The following is a 19,594-nucleotide window of genomic DNA, read 5'->3' on the forward strand; positions in this document are numbered from 1 at the left end:
ACTTCCAAATCGGCAGTTCTATTTTTGCATGCGCGTCGAAGGCAGTACGTGCATGGCGATATTCATAAAAAAGAAGCGGGAGCCGACGGCTCCCGCTTCTTGGGGCGAATCCCGTATGATCGGAATCGCGGATATCGATCGTTACATCTTCATCACGCCGCCGCGGCTGGCGTTGGTAACCATCGCGGAGTAACGGGCCAGGTAGCCGCGCTTGATCTTCGGTTCGAAGCCCTGCCAGTTCGCGCGGCGGCGATCCAGCTCCTCGTCGCTGACTTCGAGGGTGATCGTGCGGTTGTTCATGTCCAGCTCGATCATGTCGCCGTCCTCGACGAACGCGATCGGGCCGCCTTCGGCCGCTTCCGGCGAGATATGGCCGATCGCGATGCCGCGGGAAGCGCCTGAGAACCGGCCGTCGGTGATCAGGCCGACCTTCGTGCCAAGGCCCATGCCGACGATCTGCGACGTCGGCGCGAGCATCTCGGGCATGCCAGGGCCGCCCTTCGGGCCCTCGTAGCGGATGACGACGACGTGGCCTTCCTTGACCTTGCCTTCGGCCAGGCCGCGGAGCACGTCGTCCTGCGAATCGAAGCAGATGGCGGGGCCGCGGTGATAGCCGCCGACCGATTTGTCCACCGCGCCGACCTTGATGATCGAACCGCCAGGCGCGAGGTTGCCGAACATGACGGACAAGCCGCCTTCCTTCGTATGCGGGTCGTCGATCGGACGAATAACGGCGTGGTCGGTGATCTCGGCGCCTTCTACGTTCTCGCGGAGCGTCTTGGCCGACACCGTCATGACGTCGCCCTTCAGCGTGCCTTCCTTTTTGAACAGCTCGTTGATGATGGCGCTCACGCCGCCCGCGTTGTGCAGGTCTTCGATGTGGTGATCGGAAGCCGGCGCCAGCTTGGACAAATACGGCGTGCGCTTGGCCACTTCGTTAATGCGCTCGATCGGGTACTCGATGCCGGCTTCGTGCGCCAGCGCGAGCGTGTGCAGCACGGTGTTGGTCGAGCCGCCCATCGCCATGTCGAGCGCGAACGCGTTGTCGATCGAATCGAGCGTGACGATGTCGCGCGGCTTGATGTCCTTCTTGATGAGCTCCATCAGCTGAGCGGCGGACTTCCGGACGAAGTCGCGGCGCTCGGGCGCGACGGCCAGGATCGTGCCGTTGCCCGGCAGCGCGAGACCGAGCACTTCGGCGAGACAGTTCATGGAGTTCGCCGTGAACATGCCGGAGCACGAGCCGCAGGTCGGACAGCCGAACTGCTCGAGCTCGGTCAGGCTCTGCTCGTCGATCTTGCCCGTCATGTAGGCGCCTACGCCTTCAAAGACGGAGGTGAGGGAGATGGCGCGGCCGTCCTTCGTGCGACCGGCCTTCATCGGGCCGCCGCTGACGAACAGCGTCGGGATGTTGACGCGCAGCGCTGCCATCATCATCCCGGGCGTGATCTTGTCGCAGTTCGGGATGCAGACCATGCCGTCGAACCAGTGGGCGTTGACCATCGTCTCGACGGAGTCGGCGATGATCTCGCGGCTCGCGAGGGAATAGCGCATGCCGATGTGACCCATCGCGATGCCGTCGTCGACGCCGATCGTATTGAACTCGAACGGGACGCCGCCGGCTTCGCGGATCGCTTCTTTGACGATTTTGCCGAACTCCTGCAGGTGAACGTGACCCGGAACGATGTCGAGGTAAGAGTTGCAGACGGCGATGAACGGTTTGCCGAAGTCTTCTTCCTTGACGCCGGCCGCGCGCAGCAAGCTGCGGTGCGGCGCGCGGTCGAAGCCTTTTTTTGATCATATCGGAGCGCATTTTGGAAGCCATGGTGATAATCCCCCGTTTCTTATGAATGCCGTGCTAGGACTTGGGTAGGACAAGTGCGAATAGAAACAATTTTATCACATGATGACGTCAAACGGCTACTGTGCCGCCAAGGCGATCGCACCCTGACGACGCGCGGACCGACGCTGCGCGAACGCCCCCTGCCGGGAGGCAGAGGGCGGGCGTCGGCGACGGCGCGTCATTGGTCGGAATCGGGCGGGAACAGGCCCGACAGCGCCGCGAACGGCAAGTTCTCGAAGTGGCCCGTTTTGTAGACGACTTCGGACTCGGTCTGCGGCTCCTCGGCCGGCTTGTTGCGCCGGAAGGACAAGCGGTCGTAAAGCTTTACGAGCACCTGCGCCGTATTGAGCGCGTCGTCGAGCGCGCGGTGATGGGAGCCGGAGAACGGAATCTCGAGCATTTCGAGCGCGGCCTTAAGTCCCATTTGCTGGTGCTTCTCCAGCTTGAACACCTTCGACAGCATTTTTTGCAGGTTGTTGTGGTTGATCATCCACTTCGTATCGATCTGCATCTGGCGGCATTCCTGCAGCAGCTGGCGCAGATCGTCCGGCCCCCAGGCGCACAAATAATACTCGTCGGAACCGATCCAGGAGACGAAGGCGGACAGCGCTTCGGGAAGCCGGCTCGCGGCGTCGACGTCGTCCTGGGTGATGCCCGTGAAGGCGGTCGTATCGGTGGAAAGCGTCGGCACGACGGTCGGCCGGACGAACGCTTGAAACGTATCGAGAATGCCGGGAACGCCGTCGACGAGGCCGATCTTGGCCGCGCCGATCTCGATGATCTCGGCAATCTGTCCCTTTTTCCGGCGAACGGTCATCTCCAGGTCATACACAATGTAAGTCAAAGAATCACACCTCGGGCCGTCCGCGCGCGGGCTTGCCTCGCGGAACTTCGCGTAATTATTGGTCCGGCTTTACGTATTATAGACCTCCGTCAATTATTTGTCATGGTGTTAACGGCAAAATGCCGGCGGCCGCCCCGGGAAAGGGACGATCGCCGGCATCGTGTCCGGACGGAAAATACGCCGATTAAAGCGTGGGTTTGAAAAACATGAGCAGAAAAAGAACGATGCCGAGGACGGTTGCCGCATAGTTGAACGCGTTGACTTTGGCGACGCCGGCCTGGAGCTCCGCGGAGGCTTGCCTGTCGGCCGGGCCCGAATCGGCCTGCGCCCTGGCCGCCACGTCGGCCGCCGCCCGGGACATGAAGGCGACGACGACGATCTGAATGAGCACGTAATCGACGATGGCGGCGACGATCCACAACTGGTCCCAGCCGTAGTCGCCGAGCCAGACGAGCAGCAGGCCGGACAGGACGGCGAGCGAGCCGAGAATTTTGGGAAACATCTCGAGTTTGGCGGACAGCCTGAGCGAATCGCGCAGCTGCCCAAGCGTCTGGCCCTTGCGCAGCAGGACATGGCCGAAGTAGGTCGGTCCGATGCCGACGACCGCGGAGATCACGTGAATCGCGACCAGGATGCCGAGCCAATTTTCCTCTAAATAAGCGTAACCGGTCAAAGACATTGTTTATTCGTTCTCCTCTCGTTCCAATGGAATAATTCCGGAATAATCCCATGCTAACACGGTATTTTTCGCCAAGCTGTCACGATTTTTAATGACAATCACCTATGACGAGTCATGGCCGGATCGGCGGCACCGGGACGCCACCGTCACGATTTCGAAATCCTTCCCGCGACGCTTCGCGCGCCGAAGGTGTTGTATAATGTACAAAAAGAATGACAAGAAGGTGTTTCGCTTTGAAATTTTTCCATACGGCGGATTGGCATCTCGGGAAATTGATCCAGAACGTATACATGACCGAGGACCAGCAATACATGCTCGAGCGGTTCTTGCGCGATATCGAGACCGAACGGCCCGACGCCGTCGTGATCGCGGGCGATCTGTACGACAGGGCGGTGCCGCCGACGGACGCCGTGAGCTTGCTGGATCGGACGCTGCAGCGCATCGTGCTGGAGCTCAAGACGCCGGTGATCGCCATCGCTGGCAATCACGACAGTCCGAGCCGGCTGAACTTCGGGAGCGGCCTTATGAAGGCGGCGGGTCTCCATATCGCGGGAGAGTTCGATCCGGGGGCGGCCCCTGTCGCGCTTCGCGACGCGCACGGACCGGTGCATTTTCACCTCGTGCCGTTCGCGGACCCGGCAGCGGTGCGCCTCGCGCTGCGCGACGAGACGATCCGCTCCTACGACGGCGCGATGGCCGCGATCGCGGAACGCATCCGCGGTTCCATAGATTCCGCGGCGCGGCACGTGCTCGTCGGGCATGCCTTCGTGACGCCGCGCGGAGAAGCGGAGCCGAATACGAGCGATTCCGAGCGTCCGCTCTCGATCGGCGGCACGGAGCACGTGAGCGCGGCGCATTTCCGCGGCTTCCACTATACGGCGCTCGGCCATTTGCACCAGGCGCACTTCGTCGGCTCGGAGACGGTCCGCTACGCGGGCTCGCCGCTGAAGTACTCGATCTCCGAGGAGCGCCACCAGAAGGGCTACCTGATCGTGGAGCTGGACGGAGAAGGCAATGCCGCGGTCGAAAAGCGACTGCTTGTTCCGAAGCGCGACATGCGAACCGTGAGGGGCTATATCGAGGAGATCGAGCGGCAGGCGCCGAGCGACGATTACATATACGTCAGGCTGCTGGACGAGCAGCCGGTGCTGTCTCCGATGGAGCGCGTCAGGTCGGTCTATCCGAACGCGATGCACGTGGAGCGGGAGCTGGCGATGCAGCAGGTCGCGGCCGCCGCGGAGAACGGGACTTCGGCCGGCGCCAAAGCCGGCATGGACATGCTGACGCTTTTCCGCGCGTTCTATCTGGAGGCAAAAGGCGCGGAGGCGTCGGCGGAAACGGAAAGCCTGTTCCTTGCGGCGCTCAAGGATATCGAAAACGAGGAGGTTGAACGTCATGATGCCGGTACGGCTGACGATGACGGCGTTCGGGCCGTATAAGGACAAGGAGGTCATCGACTTCGCGGAGCTGTCGGGCAACCGTCTTTTCCTCGTGTCGGGCAATACGGGCGCGGGCAAGACGTCGATCTTCGACGCGATCTGCTTCGCGCTGTACGGCGAGGCGAGCGGCGAGGACCGCAGCGACGTCCGCATGCTGCGCAGCCAATTCGCCTCGGACGATCTGTACACGTCCGTCGCGTTCGAGTTCGAGCTAAAGCGCCGGACGTATCGCATCCTGCGTCAGCTGCCGCACGTCAAGACGGGCAACAAAAGCGCAACGGGCGAAAAATACGAGTTCGTCGAGACGACCGGCGGCGAGGAGACGATGATGGTCGACCGGCATGCCGTCCGGCAGATCAACGAACGGATGCAGACGCTGCTCGGGCTGACCAAGGAGCAATTCGGCCAGATCGTCATGCTGCCGCAGGGCGAATTCCGCAAGCTGCTCACTTCGGATACCGAGAACAAAGAGGAAATCATGCGGCGTATTTTCCGCACGCATCTGTTCAAATTCGTCGCCGAGCATTTGAACGAGAAGCGCAAAGCGTCCCAGTCCGAATGGGAGCTATCGAGGCGCGATCTCGACATGCAGGCGGCGAACCTCAAGCTTGTCCTGGCGCAGCGGGAAAATTCGGCGCTGGCGCGCGTGCTCGGGCAGGAACACTTCAACGTGCACCAGGTAATCGAGGCGCTGGACGAGGAGATGGCGCACTACGAAGGCGAAAAGGCGGTTCGACAGGCCCGCCTCGAAGAAGACAGCCGGCGGCATAAAGCGCTCGTCGACCGCTACCATGCGGCCGCGCGCGTGAACGAGCTGTACGGCGAGTTCGATCGCAAGACGTCGGAAAAAGAGGGTCTCGAATCGCGAATCCCGGAGATCGAGGCGAAAAAGCGGCGGCTTGCCCTGGCCGAAAAGACGCTGCCGCTCGAGGTTCGGGAGCGGATGCGCGAAAGCGCCCGGGCGCAGGCGAAGGCTGCGGCGGAGCTTCGGCAGACGGCCGAAGCGGCTGCCGGCCGCGCCGCTGCCGAGCTTGCCGCCGCGCGGGAGCGCCATGCGCGGGAGGAAGGACGCGGCGAGCGGAGAGAGGCGCTCGTGCGCGAGCTCGAGCGTCTGTCGCGCGATCTGCCGGCCGTACGCGAGCTGGAAGAGCGACGCGCGGCGCTCGGCCGGCTGGAGCGCGAAGCCTCGGCGTCGCTGCGGGAGCAGCAGACGGCCGAGGCGGCGGCGGCGGCCAGGCGGGAGACGCGCAAGGCGTTGACCGAGCGCGCGCGGCAGGCCGAGGAGACGGTGCGCGGGCTGCCGGAGCTCGCCGAACGCTTCGAGCGGATGCTGCAAGAGGCGACGCTGCTGCGCGAGTACGTGCTGCTCGCTCGCGCGGCCGCCGCGCAGGCGGAGGAGGAAGCGGGGCTGCGCCTCGCGCACGAGGAAGCCGCCAAGCGCTATCTGGCGCTTGAAGCGGGATGGCTGGAGGGCCAGGCCGGGCAGCTGGCCGCGCATCTGCACGACGGCAAGCCGTGCCCCGTATGCGGCAGCGAGGCGCATCCCCGTCCGGCGGAGCCGCCGGCGGACATGCCGACCAGGGAAGCGCTCGACCGTTTGCGCGCGGACAAGGGGGGGAGCGGGAGACGCGCTACTTGGCGGCCAAGGCGAAGCGCGAGCACACGGAAGCGCAGCTGCGGGACAAGGCCGGCGAGATCGAACGGGGCGGGCGCAACCCGGTCCAGGCCGAGCGGGCATACGCCGAGCTCGTCGAGAGCGGCAAGCGGATGCGGGTCCAGGTGGACGGGCTCAAGGCGGAGCAAGCAGAGCTGGACGCGCTTCGAAGCAAGCTGGCGGAGGCGGAGGCCGCCATGGAAGCCGCGGCGTCGGACAAGGAGCGGCTTACCGCCTTCGCGCAGGAGCGTCGGACGGCGTACGCCGCTGCGCAAGCGGTTTTTGAACAGACGCTGGCGGGCCTGCCGGAGGGTCATCGGACGCTTGAGGCGCTGCAGCGGATGCTGCGCGAGGCGGAGCAGGAAAAGGAGCGCCTTGACGCGGCCTGGCGTCTGGCGCAGGAGGAGCTGCGGCAGTCAGGTGAGCGCCATGCGGCGGCCGCGGCCCATCTGGACGGCGCGCAGCGGCAGCTGGCCGACGCGAATGCCCGTGAAGCGGAGGCGCAGCGCGACTTCGTCGCGGAGCTCGCCCGGGCAGGCTTCGCCTCGGAGGCCGACTATCGCGCGGCCAAGCTGCCGGAGCGGGACATGACGGACATGAAGGCGGAGATCGAGCGATTTGCGGCAGCGCTCGCCGCGGTCGCGCGGCAGCTCGAGGATTTAGGCGCTCAGCTGCAAGGAAAGGAACGCGCCGATCTGGCCGCGATCGCCGAGGAAGCGGAGCGGATGGAGCGGCAGGCGGAGGAGACGCGGGCTTCCCTGCGCGAGGCGCAGGCGCATTTGGAGAAAGGCGCGGAGGGCCGCGCCAAATTGCTTGAAGCGGAAGAGCAGTGGCGGAAGGCCGAGCGGGATTTTCAGCTCGTCAAAGACCTGTACGACGTCGTGCGCGGCGACAACCGGCATAAGATTTCATTCGAGCGCTACCTGCTCGTCGAATTTCTCGACCGCATCTTATCTGCCGCCAACCTGCGGTTGCGGACGATATCCGGCGGACAGTTCTATCTCGTGCGCAGCGACCGCAGGGAAAAGCACGGCAAGCAGAGCGGCCTGGGTCTCGACGTCTTCGACAACTACACCGGGCAGCTGCGCGACGTGAAGACGCTCTCCGGGGGCGAAAAATTCAACGCATCGCTCTGTCTTGCGCTCGGTATGGCCGACGTCATCCAGGCCTACGAGGGCGGCGTCTCGCTCGAGACGATGTTCATCGACGAAGGCTTCGGCTCGCTGGACGAGGAATCGCTGAGCAAGGCGGTCGACACCCTCGTGCAGCTTCAGCAGACCGGCCGCATGATCGGCATCATCTCCCACGTGCAGGAGCTCAAGCAAGCGATACCGGCCGTGCTCGAGGTGAAAAAGTCGGCCGACGGCTGCAGCTATACGAAGTTTCGCATCGGTTGATCCTTCTTTCGTCGATGCCGGGAAACTTCTGTCTATCCCCGCGCCTCCCGTCATATACATGAACCAAAAAGACGAGAGGTGTGGGACGTTTGGACAAGGCTGCGGTCAAGCGGTTTTACGATTTGAAAAGCAAACAGAAGGAAATCGAAAAGGAACTGTCGGAGCTGCGCGGGCAAATCCTGACCTATTGCGAGATCGAAGGGTTGTCGCAGGCGGACGTCGGCGGGTACAGCGTGAAAATCGTGCAGCAGGAGCGAAGGGAGTACGACGACGAAAAGCTGAAGGCAGCGCTCCCGGACGACGAGCTGTGGCGGCTCGTCTCGCGCGCGGATGCGTCGAAGCTCGCGGGTCTCGTGAAGTTGAACGTTCTCAAGGAAGAGCAGCTGTTCGGAACGTATTCGTTAAAGAAAATCGCGCTTGTTAACGTGGAGCGGGAGTAGAAGAGGGACCCCCGTCGCCCGACATCTCCCCCCAACTTCGAAGGCGCCGGTCGCGACGACCGGCGCCTTTATCGATAGGATAGAAAGAATATTATCGACAGGTAACGCCTTCAGCGCCTCTTCGGCCCTGAATAAGCCACAGTCCCACAGTAACGCCTCTTGGCCCTGAATAAGCCACAGTCCCACAGTAACGCCTCTTGGCCCGGAATAAGCCACAGTCCCACAGTAACGCCTCTTGGCCCGGAATAAGCCACAGTCCCACAGTAACGCCTCTTGGCCCGGAATAAGCCACAGTCCCGACAGTAACGCCTCTTGACCAGGAATAAGCCGCAGTCCCGACAATAACGCCTCTTGGCCCGGAATAAGCTGCAGTCCCGACAGTAACGCCCTCTTGACCAGGAATAAGCTGCAGTCCCGACAGTAACGCCTCTTGACCAGGAATAAGCCGCAGTCCCCACAGGTAAAGCTGTACAGCGCCTTACGCCCCCCTCTCGCATCGTCGCGAGGCGGGATAGACGATAACGCTGGATAACGGAAGGTTTTCAGCCGATTGGACGAGCCGAGGCGGAAATGCGTGCCCATCCTTTGCGGGCATTCGCATGTTATCCCTCGCGCAGGCAGATTGCGAACAGGAGGGGGGGGTGTCCCATCGCTCCCGCTAAGCTGACGATGATGTGGTATTAGGCGGCAAGGTAAGCTTGAGAAGTAAATGAGAACAGCGGGAGTGACCGAAGGCAAGCCGAGCGAAGATACCGGACTCAGATGGACTCAGATGACGCTATTTCGTAAAAAACGGTGCAGTTGCGATCATTACGGACTGGAGAGCCGTTGATATGAACGAAACTGTCAAGCGTCTCTGTTTGCACCCGTGTTTTTGACAATAGCGAATAGAAGCCTGTCAAGCGATTTTCTTTACAGGCGGTCGCATCATTTCCCATACTTTTCTGGATCTCCGGCATGGAAATGCCCGGAGGTGCCCCTACGGCGAGTAACGGGGTGCAGGGGGCGTCGCTCCCTGCGTTTCCCCTTTAGGGGACGGAAGGGGGCAATTCTTCTTTAGCTCAGAGGCAAAAGCAATTCGCTGGTCGGCAATCTGATATTCGTGGATTCACACATGTTATTCATACGTCTGGAGAGCTTGCCCGCTAACTATTGACGAGCATAAGCATTCGCTTGCTCAAGCGGCTCACGCGGTTTTCTCTCCACCTTGCCTGATTTTGCCTCTGAGGTAAAAAAAGAATCGCTTCCCCTCAATCGCCTCCTTTGTTCGGACCCGTTGTTTTACACCGCTGCTTGCAAACGAAGCTTCTCGATCTCCTTAGCAATCGCCCATACAAACCCCGCCAGTTCTCTGGCAATCGCGACCGCGATGCAACCCTTGTGCTTTCCTCTTCGCGCCAGACTCCAATACTTCTTGTGTAATCGATGCTGCGCGCTCCAGGCAATCGACTGAACCTCCGGTGGCAGCCCCTCGATACGGTCGCGCATTCTTCTGCGAATCGCGGGCGCGTGTCGGTAACTTTTCGCGGCTTCCACCAGTACCCGACGCAGATGCGCATTCCCGGCTTTCGTTATACGGCCTTGCCAGCGGCTTGCTTCCCGAGGAGTATTCGCTGCTGACCAGTCCGCAGTAACTCATAAACGAAGAGGCGGAGTGAAAGCGGTCGCTGCTCATCATCTCGGATGAAAGCGTAACGGCTGTGACGGCTGCTACGCCTCGCAAGGCTTGCAGCGCTTGAACGACCGGCGCCTGCTCGCTTAAAGCGGCTTGTTCTTCAATTTGCTTTTCGTATCGCTTGATTCGCTCCTTCGTTTCCCAAATCGATTGGCGGTACTCCTGAAAGGTCATTTGTTTGCAGCTGTCCTCGGGAATACGCAGCGTATCCAGCCATTCCTCGTACGCGAAAGTTCCGGGTTTGGCGCCTTTGGCGTCCTGAAGCTGGTGGCGAAGCAGAAACTTGCCCAGTCGTTGCTTAAAACGATTCAAATCCTCGACCGCATCCTCGCGTGCGCGAACGAGATCCCGCAAGCTTTCGTCTGCTGGCGTGGGCACGTATACCGGCGTCAGTTCTCCTGCGCGATACAGCTGTGCGAGTCGAATGGCATCCCGTTTGTCTGTTTTGACCCGGTCGCCGGCACGCTTGGGAATGAGCGAGGGCGCGACCACGCTGCAAGCGATGCCTGCCGTCAATAGCCAACGATAGAGCACATAGCCGGTGGGACCTGCCTCGTAACAGACCCTTAAAGTCACCTCCTCTTTCTCACCCGGACGACGCAGCCTTTGCAGGAGTTTCAATACCGCTTCCTTGCTATGCTCGATGACGCCAAAGTACCGTGCTTCTCCTCGTCCCTCATCCGCAAAGGCAACCGCGATTTTGGATTTGGATACGTCTAAACCTACGTACTTGATGGCCATACTCATACTAAACCGACTCCTTTTGCTTTGAGCTCTGTATTTGGTAAATGGGTTGTTTCTGTAAACGCCATTTTTCCCAAATGTAACCTCCGAGATAAGCAAACAGGGTGTCGGTTTCGTTCATGATAACTATTCGCCCAGATCCAGGCTAAAAAACGTCTCCAACACCGCAATAGAGGATCCTGGGTCCGCGAGCGGGCCGCAAAGCGCGATCGGAACAAAAATAAAGGCTCCTCAGTCCATCCGCTGCGCGTCATTGCAGAAACAAAGGCTGCAGTGGGCTTTTCTAAACATATCAGAATGGATAACTTTCGGGGTGAAGCTCAGACTTCAATCTTTTATTACAATATTTAGGACTACCGAGAAGCAGCGATGCCCGGAGCGAGATCATTTGTTCCTACATGGGACTTCCACAGACGCAGCGCTTGGCCCGAGCGCATTTGTTCCTACATGGGACTTCCGAGACGCAGGGACGCTTGGCCCGAGCGGATTTGTTCCTACATGGGACTTCTGAGACGCAGCGACGCCCGGCCCGAGCGGATTTGTTCCTACATGGGACTTCCCAGACGCAGCGACGCCCGGAGCGAGATCATTTGTTCCTACATGGGACTTCCGAGATGCAGCGATGCCCGGCCCGAGCGGATTTGTTCCTACATGGGACTTCCGAGACGCAGCGGAGCCTGGCCCGAGCGGATTTGTTCCTAGATGGGACTACCGAGATGCAGCGACGCTTGGCCCGAGTGAATTTTTTCCTATATGGGACTACCGAGACGCAGCGACGCTTGACCCGAGCGGATTTGTTCATATATGGGACTACCGGGATGCAGCGACGCTTGGCCCGAGTGAATTTGTTCCTATATGGGACTACCGAGACGCAGCGGAACCTGGCCCGAGTGAATTTGTTCCTATATGGGACTACCGAGATGCAGCGGAGCCTGGCCCGAGCGGATTTGTTCCTACATGGGACTACCGGGATGCAGCGACGCTTGGCCCGAGCGGATTTGTTCCTACATGGGACTACCGAGACGCAGCGACGCTTGGCCCGAGTGAATTTGTTCCTACATGGGACTACCGAGACGCAGCGGAACCTGGCCCGAGCGAATTTGTTCCTACATGGGACTTCCGAGACGCAGGGACGCCTGGCCCGAGCGGATTTGTTCCTACATGGGACTACCGGGACGCAGAGGCGCTTGGCCCGAGCGGATTTGTTCTGCGTCAAGCGCATTCTGTCACGTTGCTTAGAGACGAGGCAAATCAAGCAAGCGCGCTATTTTTTGGCTTTGTAAAACTCGTGGTACAGCTTCATCAGCGCCCGCTTTTCGATGCGCGACACGTAACTTCGGCTGATCCCGAGCTCACGCGCGATCTCGCGCTGGGTGCGTTCGTCCCCGCCCTTGCCGTCCAGGCCGAACCGGCCCCGGATGACCTCCTGCTCCCGCTCGTCGAGGATGTCGAGATTTTGATAGATTTTGCTTTTTTCGATTTTCAGCTGTACCTTCTCGACGACGTCGTCGGGCTCGCTGCCGAGAATGTCCTGCAGCGTAATTTCGTTGCCTTCTTTATCGGTTCCGATCGGATCGTGAAGGGACACGTCCTTGCGCGTTTTTTTGAGCGACCGCAGATGCATCAAAATTTCGTTTTCGATACAACGCGCCGCGAACGTGGCGAGCTTCGTGCCTTTTCCGACCTGAAAGCTCTCGATCGCCTTGATAAGGCCGATCGTGCCGATCGAGATCAGGTCCTCGAGATCCTCGCCGGTATTGTCGAACTTCTTGACGATATGCGCGACCAGCCGCAGATTGTGCTCGATCAGCAGGTTGCGCGCGCGGGCGTCGCCTTCCGCCATGAGTCCCAAGTATTTGCTTTCTTCCTGCTCGGATAAGGGCTGGGGAAAAGCATTGTTTTTGACATAGGAGACGAGCAGGGAAAGCTGCTTGATGAAGAGCGCAATCGAGGTAAAGAATCCGGGCACGTGACGGCCTCCTCCGGTTGTTCTTTCAGGTTAACGCGCGACCATTACCATTGTATGTGGGCCCACGCCCATCCGTGCCTGTCAGGGGGAAAAAGCGTGGCGCCTCCGAACGCTTCGGAGCCATCCTCCCCACCTTTTCCCATCCATAACCTTCACTCCCTCGGCAAATAATGAATGGGACTACAGTCCGAACCGGAAAGGGGATGGCAGCCATGGCGACCAAAGAGGCCGGAAAAGGCCCCGCTTCTTACAAGCCGTTGTCCATGTCGCCCAAGGAATATCAGCAATTCGCGAAAAGCAGGCAGCCTTCCCGCCCCGTTTTCGCCAATTGCGTCCGCGCGTTTTTGGTCGGGGGGGTGATCTGCTTGATCGGCGAAGGCGTACAACGCTTTTTTTATGGCCGCCTTCGACATGTCGAGCAGGCAGGCGGGCAATCCGACCGTCGCGGTCATGATCCTGATCTCGGTCATTTTGACCTGCCTTGGCGTATACGACAAGTTTGCGCAATGGGCAGGCGCGGGGACGGCGGTACCCGTCACCGGCTTCGCCAATTCGATGTGCTCGGCCGCGATCGAGCATCGCAGCGAGGGCCTCGTGCACGGCGTCGGCGCCAACATGTTCAAGCTGGCGGGCTCCGTCATCGTTTTCGGTACCGTCGCGGCGTTTTTCGTCGGGATCGTCTACTGGATCCTGGGGGTGAGCCACTGATGCTGCAGGGCAGGCGCACCTGGATGTTCGACAAGCCCCCGGTCATCGTCGGCACGGGCACCGTCGTCGGTCCCGACGAGGGCGAAGGTCCGCTCGGCGGCGATTTCGACCTGGTGCACCCCGACATGACGATCCAGCAGCCGAGCTGGGAGAAGGCGGAGCGCCTCATGCTCGAGCAAGCCTCCGACATCGCCTTATCCAAGGCGGCGCTGTCGAAGGACAAGATCAATTTTTACGTCGGCGGCGATCTGATCAATCAGATCATCAGCAGCACGTTCGCCGCCCGCACGCTGGGCGCGCCATACTTGGGCGTGTTCGGGGCCTGCTCGACCTCGATGGAGTCGCTCGCGCTGGCGGCGCTGCTGGTGTCGACGGGAGCGGCGCGCTACGCGATGGCGGGCACCAGCAGCCACAATTGTACGGCCGAAAAGCAGTTCCGCTATCCGACCGAATACGGCTCCCAGAAGCCGCCGACCGCGCAGTATACGGTGACGGGCGCCGGCGCCGCCGTCGTCGCGGCGGAGGGAGACGGGCCTAGGATTACCTCGGCCACCGTCGGACGGATCATGGATCTTGGACTTAAGGACCCGTTCGACATGGGCTCGGCGATGGCGCCGGCCGCCGTGGACACGATTCAGGCGCATCTGCAAGAGACCGGGCGCGATCCGGGGTACTACGACATGATCGTGACCGGCGACCTGGCGTCGGTCGGACATCCGATCGCCGCGGACCTGCTCAAGCGGCACGGCGTGCCGATCGCGGAGACGCAGTTCAATGACTGCGGCCTGCTCGTTTACGATATCGCACGGCAGACGGTTCAAGCGGGAGGCAGCGGGTGCGCCTGCTCGGCGACCGTCGCATACGGGCACCTGCTCAAGCGGCTCGCGAGCGGACAGCTGAACCGGCTGCTCGTCGTGGCGACGGGCGCGCTGCTCTCGCCGCTTTCCTTTCAGCAGGGCGAGAGCATTCCCTGCATTGCCCACGCCGTATCCATCGAACGCTAATCGATCCGAAGGAGGACTAACCGATGCAATATTTGTGGGCATTCGTGATCGGCGGAGCGATCTGCGTCGTCGGCCAGCTGCTCTTCGACGTCGCCAAGCTGACGCCCGCCCATACGATGGCGGCGCTGGTCGTCGCGGGCGCGGTGCTGGACGGACTCGGCCTGTACGATCCGCTCGTCGACTTCGCCGGGGCGGGCGCTACCGTCCCGATCACCAGCTTCGGCAACGCGCTCGTCCACGGCGCGCTGAGCGAGCTGCAGGAGGTCGGGTGGATCGGGATCATTACAGGCATCTTCCAGATCACGAGCGCCGGCATATCGGCGGCGATCATTTTCTCGTTTTTGGCGGCGCTGGCGGTCAAACCGAAGGGCTGAGCGACAATTTAGGTAAATTTTAGGTGGGGGGCGCCGGGGCGTCGTTTTGATCAAACGCGTCTGCAAGACGAGTCTGCGGGATTCGCTTGCGGGCGCGTTTTGCCGCGCGCCGTACCGTTTTCCAACACGCAAGCTCATTTCCAGCGGCCGGTTCGCCTAGCGCGAATTGGCTTTTTTTTCTATGATTATTTGGAGTTTTGCAAAATTGTAGTCCCGAATCCCCATCAAGTATAATAGTAGAGTAGCGCCCGACTACCGCCAGATCCCATTAGGAGGGACCTCAATGGAACAGCAGACCGCCATGCAGTTGTTAGATTCGATCAGACGCAATATGGAATCTTGCATATACGGAAAAAAAGACGAGATCGCCTGGCTGTTGACCGCGCTGGTCGCAGGAGGGCACGTGTTGATCGAAGACGTGCCGGGCACCGGCAAGACGCAGCTCGTCAAGGCGCTCGCCCGATCGATCGGCGGTTCGTTCCACCGGATTCAGTGCAATCCCGATCTGCTGCCCACGGACATCACCGGCGTGTCCATTTATCATCCGAAGCAGGAGCAGTTCGTGTTCAGGCCGGGGCCGGTCATGTCCAACCTGCTGCTTGCCGACGAGATCAACCGCGCGACGACCAAGACGCAGTCCGCGCTGCTCGAAGCGATGGAGGAGCGTCACGTGTCCGTCGACGGCGTCACTTACCCGCTGCCGCAGCCGTTTATTTTGTTCGCCACGCAGAACCCGATCGAGTTCGAAGGCACCTACAACCTGCCGGAGGCGCAGCTGGACCGCTTCCTGATGAAGATCTCGCTCGGCTATCCGGACGAGGAGTCGGAGAAAAGGCTGGTGCTAGAGCCCGGCACGTCGCGCGCGGCGGACCAGCTTGAATCCGTGGCCACGGCGGAGGAAGTCGTGAGCATTCAGCGGCTCGCGTCAGGCTGCCATCTGGACGGGGGGCGTGGCCGACTATCTGGTGCAGCTGATCCGCGCGACGCGCAAGCATTCTTCGGTGCTGCTCGGCGCCAGCCCCCGCGCGTCGGTGGCGCTCGCGGCCTGCGCCAAGGCATACGCCTTCCTGCAGCACCGCAGTTACGTCATTCCGGACGATATCAAGATATCCGCGCCGTTCGTTCTCGCGCACCGTCTCCACCTTCGGTCCGAAGCCCGCATGCAGGGCGCCACGGCCGGAGGCGTCCTGCAGGAAGTCCTGAAGCAGCTGCCGGTGCCGGTGGCGCTGGAGCGCTGAGGATGAAGCGCCTGCCTCAGGTGCGCTTCGGCTGGTTTTGCGGAATCTTGTATTTGGCGGCCTTATCTTTCGTCGTTTTTCAAGGCGGCAAAACGTCGCTGATGCTGTTCGTCATCATTAACGGCCTCGGCCTGTATTTGCTCCTAGGACGATGGAGCGGCATCGGCGGCATCCAGGGCAAGCGCGCGCTCGGCGCGGCTTCGGGCCAAGACGGCCTGTATGCGGCCGGCTCCCGGCTCAAAGTGCGCCTGCAGATGCATGTCCCCGGCTTCTGGCCGCTGCCCTACGTCATCGTGCGGGAACGGCTGGTTCGCTTAAGCGGCTCGGATCTCCAGGAGTACGAGCTGTCCTTCGTGCCCGATTACAAGCGGCGGGGCCAGGTCGAATACGAATCCGCGCCGCTTCGGCGCGGACGCTACAAATTTTTGGAGACGAAGTGCTCGACCCGGGACATCTTCGGCCTGTTCGAGCATCAGGGCGCATTCCGGGAAGAGCTGCAGATCATGGTGCTTCCCCGAACGGTCGAGCTGCAGGAGTGGCGTCATCTGAGGAAGGCGCGCACCGGCCAGATCGAGCAGCGCGCCAGCTCCCTCTGGGCAAGGGAGACGACGCAGATCGACGGCGTCCGGGAATATATCCACGGCGACCGCATGTCGCGGATTCACTGGAACGCCACCGCCCGGACCGGGGGAGTGGAAGTCGAAGGAATTCGAACGCGAGGCGCTGCCCCGCTTCGTCATCGTCCTTGACCGAAGGGCCGGCGCGTACCGCAGCCCAGAGTCGTTCGAGCTGGCCGTGTCGACGGCATCCTCGCTGCTGAATCTCGCGCTGCGAAGGGGCATGCCGGTCGGCTTCGTGTCAGCGGGCAAGGAGACGGCCTGGTTCGGCGCGGGCAAGATGCCGGTGAACCGGGAGCTGTTGATGGAGCATCTCATCGACGTCGAGGCGGACGGAGAAGAGGCGTTCGATCGCGCGCTCCGCAAGACGGCGGAGAAGTTCGAGGCCGGGGCGAGCTACGTGCTCGTCAGTCCGTCCATGGAGGACGAGACGCTGTTCGCGCTCGAGGGGCTGTCGGCCAGACGGACGGGACCCAGCCATATCCATATCGCGGAGCGGACGCCGCAGCTTGATCCGTCCGAGCGTCTGCTGCAGTGGTCGCGGACATTCCGCGGCAGGCAGTGGGAGCTCTGCTCGATTACGCGCCTGGAAGATCTTCCGAAGGCATTGGAGGCGGGCACCGCTTGAATACGATGATCGCAAACGCAGGTCGCCGGGCGGAGAGCGGCTATTTCCGGAGACTCGTGCTGGAGCGGCTTCACCGGCTGTTCGTGATCGTGATCGTGCTGCAGTTGATACAGGTTTTCAAAAATTACTGGTGGCCCGAAACGTACGCGGTCGTCTATGCTTCCGTTGCGGCGGCGGCTGCGATCGAGCTGCTGGTCAGCCGGGCGTTCGCGCTCAGGTTCGCGCTGCAGATGGCGGCCGTGCTCGCGGCCGTCCTGCTTTTTTACGCCCTACGTATGGTCGGGTTGGCCGGACGGCTTGAAAGGATGGGAAGCGCTCCGCGCGTTCGCGGTCGCGAACGGCAAGCCGCTTCACCCGTTTTTCGAGATCGCCGCAGGCGTCGTATTGATCATTCATTATATGGCGTACTTGGGCACGAACAAAATCAGGGCGATCGGCTTTATTCTAATGTCGATCGCCACGCTGGCCATCATCGATTCCTTTTTTCCGCTCGAGCTGTGGACGAATATCGCCTGGGCCGTCGTGGCAGGGTTGGGATGGCTCGTCGTGCTGCATCTCAGGCAATTGAGAGACCGGCACTTCAACAGCTGGAGCGCGCTTGCCGAGCGCCCGTTCGAGCTCGCGGTGCCGGCGGTCATCGTCATCGGGCTGCTCATGCTCGCGGGCATCGCGGTTCCGCGCGCCCCCGTGCTGCTGGAGGATCCATATACGCTATGGCTCCAGGCCCGGAACAAGGAAGTGCCTGCGTTTTCCGGCGAAGGCGGCTATATCGGCGGCGGCGACAGCGACGGTACGGGCTCGGGGGGCCTCGTCCAAGTCCGGCTACGGACGAAGCGACGCCAAGATCGGCGGCGGCTTCGAATTCGACTATTCGCCCGTCATGACGGTGGACACGAGCCAGAAGGCCTACTGGCGCGGCGAGACGAAGGCGATCTATACCGGTCAGGGATGGACCGACCGCAAAGGCATGGCGACGACACCCGCGTCGCCTGGCGAAGACGAATTGCCGGCGGACAAACCTACGCTAGAGGGGATCGAAACGAAAGAGGTTACGCAGACGTTCCATATTTTGCGCAAAGACCGGCTTCCCGTCCTGTTCGGCGCGGGTCCGATCGGCGGCCTTGCCGAATGGCAGGGGGTGAACGGCAACGCCAGACTGACATGGAACAAGGAAGAGCAGGAGCTTAAGTTCCAGCGCTCCGCCGCGGTGGAGTCCTACACGGTCGTCTCCGACATGATCGTCATCGACGAAGACAAGCTGCGGACGACCCGGGCCAAGGCTGCCGACGCGCCGTTCGACCTGGCCCCCTACGAACAGCTGCCCGAGGTTCCGAGCCGGGTTTCGGAGCTGGCAGCCGCGATAACGGCGGAAGCGGGCAGCGATTACGATGCCGCCAAGTCGCTCGAGAGCTACCTTAGAAATACGTATCCCTACACGAATACGCCGGACCTGAGCCTCCAGAAGAGCAAAGATATCGCCGACGCCTTCCTGTTCGAGATCAAAGAGGGGTACTGCGATTATTATTCGACCGCTTTTGTCGTGCTCGCCCGTTCCCTTGGCTTGCCGACGCGTTGGGTCAAGGGGTATGCCACGGGCTCCAACCGGATCGACGAGGAAGGCATTCGCAACGGGATCGGGTACGTCCCCGATCCGAACGGCGCCGGCACGTATACGGTCCGCAACGCGGATGCCCATTCCTGGGCCGAGGTGTACTTCGAAGGGGTAGGCTGGGTTCCGTTCGAGCCGACGGCCGGCTTCAGCGTCCCGCAGCCGGTCGCCCAAGCCGAACCGGTCGCGACGCCGGATCTGCCGGTCGACGCCGACGGCGGGGCCGCCGAAGAGACCGAGTCGGCTACCCCAAGCGGCGGCTGGTCCGCCGCGGCCTGGACGATCACGGGCGGCTCGCTGCTCGTCGTCGGCGCCGCCGCGCTGCTCGTTCGCAGACGCGACTGGACGGCGACGGCATGGCGCCGCGTCCGCTACCGCGGCGCGACGCCGAACCAGCGGATCGTGCGCGAGATGGAGCGCCTGATCGCGTTCCTCGGCCGGCGCGGCCTGAAGCGCAGCCAGCACGATACGCTGCGCGAATCGTTCACCGCTTGGGGCGGACGTTTCGCCTCGCTGAAGCCCGAATTCGAAGGCGTGCTGCGCAAGTTCGAGTCCGCCCGCTACGGCGGACAGGCCGGAGGCGAAGGAGACGTGGAGCAATTTAACGCGATGGCCGACAAGATCCGCAAGTCCCTTTAGCTATTTGCGTTCGAAGGGAGCGCCGCGCCGCGGCGCTCCCTTTTGCAAGGCCGGGACGGGTGTGGTATATTTTGAACAATCCGATAAAGACTG

The 19,594-nt window shown here is 61.6% G+C and carries 14 protein-coding genes and 4 pseudogenes; 12 read left to right on the forward strand and 6 right to left on the reverse strand.

Annotation, left to right across the window (positions count from 1 at the left end):
* Window positions 1-141: 141 nt before the first annotated feature.
* From ilvD to OMP40_RS23805, 3 genes and pseudogenes are all read right to left on the reverse strand, one after another.
* Window positions 142-1,813 (reverse strand): annotated as a pseudogene (ilvD, locus tag OMP40_RS23795) (dihydroxy-acid dehydratase).
* 208 nt (window positions 1,814-2,021) lie between these two features.
* The gene (locus OMP40_RS23800) at window positions 2,022-2,687 is read right to left on the reverse strand and encodes a 3'-5' exonuclease (RefSeq protein ID WP_277535144.1); all 666 of its coding nucleotides are present in this window, start codon (window positions 2,685-2,687) and stop codon (window positions 2,022-2,024) included.
* Window positions 2,688-2,871: 184 nt separating this feature from the next.
* A complete protein-coding gene (locus OMP40_RS23805) occupies window positions 2,872-3,366 on the reverse strand; it encodes a DUF2269 family protein (RefSeq protein ID WP_277535146.1) in 495 nt (164 codons plus the stop codon).
* A 233-nt stretch (window positions 3,367-3,599) separates the two neighbouring features.
* Between OMP40_RS23805 and OMP40_RS23810 the strand changes: the two genes are divergently transcribed.
* The 4 genes from OMP40_RS23810 (at window position 3,600) to OMP40_RS23825 (ending at window position 8,296) form a co-directional block, all read left to right on the forward strand.
* Window positions 3,600-4,805, forward strand: a complete 1,206-nt coding sequence (locus tag OMP40_RS23810) for an exonuclease SbcCD subunit D (RefSeq protein WP_277535147.1) — start codon at window positions 3,600-3,602, stop codon at window positions 4,803-4,805.
* Window positions 4,762-7,050 (forward strand): AAA family ATPase, encoded by a 2,289-nt coding sequence (locus tag OMP40_RS23815; RefSeq protein ID WP_277535149.1) that lies wholly within the window; start codon window positions 4,762-4,764, stop codon window positions 7,048-7,050. The genes OMP40_RS23810 and OMP40_RS23815 overlap by 44 nt, the downstream gene beginning before the upstream one ends.
* Entirely contained in the window at window positions 7,047-7,856 is an 810-nt protein-coding gene (locus OMP40_RS23820) for an SbcC/MukB-like Walker B domain-containing protein (protein WP_277535150.1), read from the forward strand. The genes OMP40_RS23815 and OMP40_RS23820 overlap by 4 nt, the downstream gene beginning before the upstream one ends.
* Before the next feature lie 80 nt (window positions 7,857-7,936).
* On the forward strand, window positions 7,937-8,296 hold the full coding sequence (locus tag OMP40_RS23825; RefSeq protein WP_338131228.1) for a hypothetical protein: 360 nt from the start codon (window positions 7,937-7,939) through the stop codon (window positions 8,294-8,296).
* 1,281 nt (window positions 8,297-9,577) lie between these two features.
* Here the strand turns inward: OMP40_RS23825 and OMP40_RS42205 are convergent.
* The 3 genes and pseudogenes from OMP40_RS42205 to sigK form a co-directional block, all read right to left on the reverse strand.
* Window positions 9,578-9,871, reverse strand: a complete 294-nt coding sequence (locus OMP40_RS42205) for a hypothetical protein (RefSeq protein WP_420871956.1) — start codon at window positions 9,869-9,871, stop codon at window positions 9,578-9,580.
* A gap of 73 nt (window positions 9,872-9,944) precedes the next feature.
* A pseudogene (locus OMP40_RS42210) lies at window positions 9,945-10,718 on the reverse strand (IS110 family RNA-guided transposase); the annotation flags it as partial.
* Window positions 10,719-11,979: 1,261 nt separating this feature from the next.
* On the reverse strand, window positions 11,980-12,684 hold the full coding sequence (gene sigK / locus OMP40_RS23835; protein ID WP_090114873.1) for an RNA polymerase sporulation sigma factor SigK: 705 nt from the start codon (window positions 12,682-12,684) through the stop codon (window positions 11,980-11,982).
* Between the two features lie 212 nt (window positions 12,685-12,896).
* On the opposite strand from sigK, the pseudogene spoVAC reads away from it, so the two are divergent.
* From spoVAC to OMP40_RS23875, 8 genes and pseudogenes are all read left to right on the forward strand, one after another.
* A pseudogene (spoVAC, locus tag OMP40_RS23840) lies at window positions 12,897-13,392 on the forward strand (stage V sporulation protein AC).
* Window positions 13,392-14,396 carry a stage V sporulation protein AD gene (gene spoVAD, locus OMP40_RS23845; RefSeq protein ID WP_277535156.1) on the forward strand — a complete coding sequence of 335 codons (1,005 nt, stop codon included), beginning with the start codon at window positions 13,392-13,394 and terminating at the stop codon, window positions 14,394-14,396. Before spoVAC ends, spoVAD begins: the two are co-directional and overlap by 1 nt.
* Before the next feature lie 23 nt (window positions 14,397-14,419).
* Entirely contained in the window at window positions 14,420-14,770 is a 351-nt protein-coding gene (gene spoVAE, locus OMP40_RS23850) for a stage V sporulation protein AE (protein WP_277535158.1), read from the forward strand.
* Window positions 14,771-15,053: 283 nt separating this feature from the next.
* Window positions 15,054-16,008, forward strand: a pseudogene (locus tag OMP40_RS23855) (AAA family ATPase).
* 2 nt (window positions 16,009-16,010) lie between these two features.
* Complete coding sequence (locus OMP40_RS43175; protein WP_459076922.1) at window positions 16,011-16,757, forward strand: DUF58 domain-containing protein; 747 nt, start codon at window positions 16,011-16,013, stop codon at window positions 16,755-16,757.
* Between the two features lie 46 nt (window positions 16,758-16,803).
* Window positions 16,804-17,253 carry a DUF58 domain-containing protein gene (locus OMP40_RS23865; RefSeq protein WP_277535161.1) on the forward strand — a complete coding sequence of 150 codons (450 nt, stop codon included), beginning with the start codon at window positions 16,804-16,806 and terminating at the stop codon, window positions 17,251-17,253.
* A gap of 297 nt (window positions 17,254-17,550) precedes the next feature.
* The gene (locus tag OMP40_RS23870; protein WP_277535163.1) at window positions 17,551-18,441 is read left to right on the forward strand and encodes a hypothetical protein; all 891 of its coding nucleotides are present in this window, start codon (window positions 17,551-17,553) and stop codon (window positions 18,439-18,441) included.
* Window positions 18,323-19,501 (forward strand): DUF4129 domain-containing transglutaminase family protein, encoded by a 1,179-nt coding sequence (locus tag OMP40_RS23875; protein ID WP_277535164.1) that lies wholly within the window; start codon window positions 18,323-18,325, stop codon window positions 19,499-19,501. The genes OMP40_RS23870 and OMP40_RS23875 overlap by 119 nt, the downstream gene beginning before the upstream one ends.
* Window positions 19,502-19,594 lie beyond the last annotated feature (93 nt).

Origin of the sequence: Cohnella rhizosphaerae (assembly GCF_029525575.1) — a bacterium.
In the GTDB taxonomy this organism is placed as follows: domain Bacteria; phylum Bacillota; class Bacilli; order Paenibacillales; family Paenibacillaceae; genus Cohnella; species Cohnella rhizosphaerae.